Raw genomic sequence first — 3,552 nt, 5'->3', positions numbered from 1 at the left:
CCCACGGACCCGACAACGCTGGGGGGCACTGCTGGGCGTCGAGCCGGACGACACCCTGGCGATCCTGTCCCAGATGGGCTGGGACTGCCCCGGGGCGGTCCAGTTCTGCCTGGCCGACGCACTCGACGAGATGCGGTCGCGCGGCCGGCAGACCCAGCCCGTCAGCGATCAGGACATCGCCACACGAAGCAGGTAACCGAACGCCTCGACGACCCGATCGAGCACTCGGCTCCTCGAAGCCCTGTGCGACGGTATCGAGACGCCCTATGACCTGGTCCAACGCAGGCGGGATCGACCAGCTTGCGCCGGCATCCTCTGACGATCAGCGGGGAGAGCCTGAAGCAGGCACGATCACGATGACCAGACGCGCCGGAGCCGGTGATGCAAGGGCCGGCCTGCGCCTTACAAGCGAGTGGTCGCAGGTTCGATCCGGGCCCGCGCCCACGAGCCGGCTCACGGTGCTCGCTTTCCTCCGGCAGCTTCGCCGGGCGCCCACGGCGGGTCCAGCTCAGCGACCGGCCGGAAGACAAGGGTGACGTCCACGTCGCCGAAGGCTTCGGCGAACCCCACCTCGTCCGGCAGAGTCACTTTCTGCGTAGTTGAGTGTTGTTGGGTTGTACCAACAATGGTAGTAATACAGGGCGGACGGTGGTGGCGTCAAGGGTTGTTAGCCTGTAGGTACAACAGTGCAGGTGAAGGGACCGACGTGAGCCTCAATCCGGCAGATCCGCGACCGCTGTACCACCAGCTTGCTGCTCTGCTCCGTGATGAGATCAACACTGGCATGTTGGAACCCGGCGCCCGGGTCCCAACCGAAGCCGAGCTGGCGGAACGCCACTCCGCCAGCCGCAACACGGTCCGACTGGCGCTGGGCTTGCTGCGCAACGAGGGGCTCGTCACCTCGCAACGGGGACGTGGCAGCTTCGTCCGTGCCGAGCCTGCGATGAAGTACTACGCATCGCTGACGGGGTCTCGACGCAAGCGGCTCGAAGCCGACCGCCGCCGCGACACCTTTGCCCAACAGATCGAAGCCCAAGGCAAGACACCGAAGCAGATCAGCACGACGAAGGTCATTCCGGCAGACGATGAGATCGCCGCCCATCTCGCTCTACAGCCCGGCCAGGCAGTTGGAGTGCGCCAACGTGTGATGTACGCCGATGCCGAACCCCTGCAACTCGGTGACAGCTACTATCCCCTCGACATCGTCGAGGGAAGCAAGATCATGAATCCGGCTGATGTTGTTGAGGGGACCGATCAGGTACTCGAAGACCTCGGCCACACCCCCACCCGATACGAGGATGAGATCACGTGGCGCATGCCTACCACGGAGGAGTCGACGCAGCTGCGCTTGGCGCCCGGTGTCCCCGTGGGTCGGCTGCTCCGAACGACTTTCGATCAACAGGAGCGGCCGACTGAGGTCTATGTCGTAATCCTGCCCGCCGATCGCCACGTCCTGCGCTACGACATGTCTGCGGATTGACCGCCACGCTGGCACGCCAGACCGCCCGGACAGGAGATTCACAACAGGCTCTTAACGATGTGGATCTGATGCTCCTGCCACAACACTGGATTCACATCGTTCCCAAAGAGCGCCCGACAACAGGGGCGTGGATCAAGGTGCGTGCCCCGCCCGCGCGACGCCGCGTCCCGCACGACCCACTCAAGGGTCCACGGCCAGGAGTCCGCTGCGAGAACTGCCGGACGGTATGGGCCGACGGCCACGGCCCGGACGCCCAGCCGGGCGAGTCCCCCGACCTTGACCCACCCGGACCGATCTACGGCCCGAGCTGATACGCAAGGGCACGGCTCCCGTCCGGGAGGCGGGCACCGGCGCATCGAGGACCAAGAAGGTTCTCCCAGCAGCCTCGGTGTGAGCGATTTCGGCCCAAACCCTGGGACGTGCGTCATGTCACGGCAATGATGCGGCATGATGCAGGCATGGGGATCACCGTCTTGGACCGCGAGGTCTACTCGATGAGCGAGGCGGCTCGTATCCTCGGCGTGCGATCGGCGCGGCTCCGCGGATGGATCGATGGTTACTCCCGCGGTGGCGTGGACTATGAGCCGGTCATCCGCCCGGAGCGGACAGGCGAAGATGCTGTCACCTGGGGAGAGTTCGTCGAAGCTGGCTATCTCCGTGAGTACCGGATACGCCACAGGGTTTCCCTGCAGCATCTTCGCCCTGTCGTGCAGATCCTTCGGGAGCGTCTCGGTGCTCCTTACCCGCTTGCCCACGCCAAGCTATACGTCGCGAACAGAGAGCTCGTCCGTGAGATCCAGGATGAGATCGGTATTGACCGCGAGCTTGCAATGGTCGTTGTCCGAAACGGCCAGCTCATCCTCGCGCCAGGCGCGGCCGCATTCGTGGAAAAGGTCGAGTTTGCCCCTGAGGACAAGGAAGCCCTCCGGATCTATCCGGACGACAAGTCCAGCCCGGTTCTCATCGACCCCCTGCGCAACTTCGGCGCACCCGTCGTTCACGGCATACGCACCGAGAACCTCTACGACCTGTTCGCAGGAGGGGACTCGATCGCCGACATCGCCGATGGCTTCGACATCTCCGTCGCCGATGTCGAAGCCGCGATCCGCTACGAGAGCCGGATCAATGGGCAGGAGACGGCAGCCTGAGCGACAGGGAGATCCCGGTCACGCCGCGATTCTTCATCGACGAGAATACCTTGCCGCTTGGGAAGAATCTCGCCGCGGTACGCGGCGACGTCGTCTTCCCAGGTCATTGTGACACCTGTATCCAGCGAGGCGATCTTGATGATGTCTGGCTTCCGATCATTGGAGCCGCAGGCCTTCTCCTGATCACCCGTGACAGACGTATCCGCTATCGCCTGATGGAGAAGCGCCTGCTACGCCTCCACTCGGTCAAGGGCTTATTCCTCACTCAGGCAGGGAACATGAACATGCGGGAAATCTTGACGATGGTCATGCGGCACTGGGACCAGATCGACGCGTTGGCCGCGGTCCCGGGTCCATGGGCGAAGTCCCTCACCCGTGTCGGTATCAGCGATCTCACGTTGCCTGATTGAGGCAATAACAGCGAACGGCGAACAGCGGTTGGCGTGATCCGGAGTGGATCACGCCAGCATTGCGCTTGATCAGAAGGCTTCGGTGCGTTTCGCGCTGGTGACCTTGCAAACAATCTTCGAGCGGGCAGGGATGTCGTCTGTACCCTGCGCTGCCTGCACGGTCTTCTGGCCTGGCGCCAGCGAGTTGACGAACGCGGCACCTTCGCCATACTGCGTCGCACCGTCCGCGCTCTGGAACGAGACGGTAACGCTGTACGTGCTCGGCTTGCTCGGCTTGCTCGGCTTGCTCGGCTTGCTCGGCGTGTTGGTGATGGCGAGCGTGGCCTTCGGCCATCCCAGAGTTGCATCCTCCGGCTACTCGGTGACGATCCCTACACCGGCGGCCGGGTGTCCCATCCCGGATTGGCCGGCGGCTCCGCGCCCGGCCCGTAGCCCGGCGCCCACACCGTCCGCAGCGGCTTGCCGTGCGGGCAGACCCCTTCTTCGGGGACCGGCTCGACGCTGCCGGTTGCGT

At 64.4% G+C, this 3,552-nt stretch carries 6 protein-coding genes; 5 read left to right on the top strand and 1 reads right to left on the bottom strand.

Translation table 11 applies throughout. The features are described 5' to 3' along the window. A partial coding sequence (locus U9977_RS10455) for a HipA N-terminal domain-containing protein (RefSeq protein WP_322749020.1) occupies positions 1-196 on the top strand: 196 nt, incomplete at its 5' end. A gap of 257 nt (positions 197-453) precedes the next feature. On the opposite strand, the gene U9977_RS10450 is transcribed toward U9977_RS10455, so the two are convergent. Next, positions 454-588 (bottom strand): hypothetical protein, encoded by a 135-nt coding sequence (locus U9977_RS10450; RefSeq protein WP_322749019.1) that lies wholly within the window; start codon positions 586-588, stop codon positions 454-456. A 118-nt stretch (positions 589-706) separates the two neighbouring features. On the opposite strand from U9977_RS10450, the gene U9977_RS10445 reads away from it, so the two are divergent. The 4 genes from U9977_RS10445 to U9977_RS10430 all read left to right on the top strand — a co-directional run bounded on the left by U9977_RS10445 (position 707) and on the right by U9977_RS10430 (position 3,038). Then, a complete protein-coding gene (locus U9977_RS10445) occupies positions 707-1,480 on the top strand; it encodes a GntR family transcriptional regulator (RefSeq protein ID WP_322749018.1) in 774 nt (257 codons plus the stop codon). Between the two features lie 68 nt (positions 1,481-1,548). Continuing rightward, the gene (locus tag U9977_RS10440; protein ID WP_322749017.1) at positions 1,549-1,791 is read left to right on the top strand and encodes a hypothetical protein; all 243 of its coding nucleotides are present in this window, start codon (positions 1,549-1,551) and stop codon (positions 1,789-1,791) included. 147 nt (positions 1,792-1,938) lie between these two features. Next, positions 1,939-2,628 (top strand): DUF433 domain-containing protein, encoded by a 690-nt coding sequence (locus U9977_RS10435; RefSeq protein WP_322749016.1) that lies wholly within the window; start codon positions 1,939-1,941, stop codon positions 2,626-2,628. Then, the gene (locus U9977_RS10430) at positions 2,625-3,038 is read left to right on the top strand and encodes a hypothetical protein (protein ID WP_322749035.1); all 414 of its coding nucleotides are present in this window, start codon (positions 2,625-2,627) and stop codon (positions 3,036-3,038) included. Before U9977_RS10435 ends, U9977_RS10430 begins: the two co-directional genes overlap by 4 nt. The last annotated feature ends 514 nt before the right edge of the window (positions 3,039-3,552 follow it).

The sequence above is a fragment of the Protofrankia sp. Cas8 genome, from assembly GCF_963555845.1.
GTDB lineage: Bacteria > Actinomycetota > Actinomycetes > Frankiales > Frankiaceae > Protofrankia.
Note: the sequence above shows the minus strand (reverse complement) of the source record. Positions and strands in the feature narration are given on the sequence as shown.

Excerpts from the sequence above, each read along its gene's own strand:
- U9977_RS10440 (WP_322749017.1), top strand. The coding sequence starts at position 1,549 with ATGCTCCTGCCACAACACTGGATTCACATCGTTCCCAAAGAGCGCCCG.
- U9977_RS10435 (WP_322749016.1), top strand. The coding sequence starts at position 1,939 with ATGGGGATCACCGTCTTGGACCGCGAGGTCTACTCGATGAGCGAGGCG.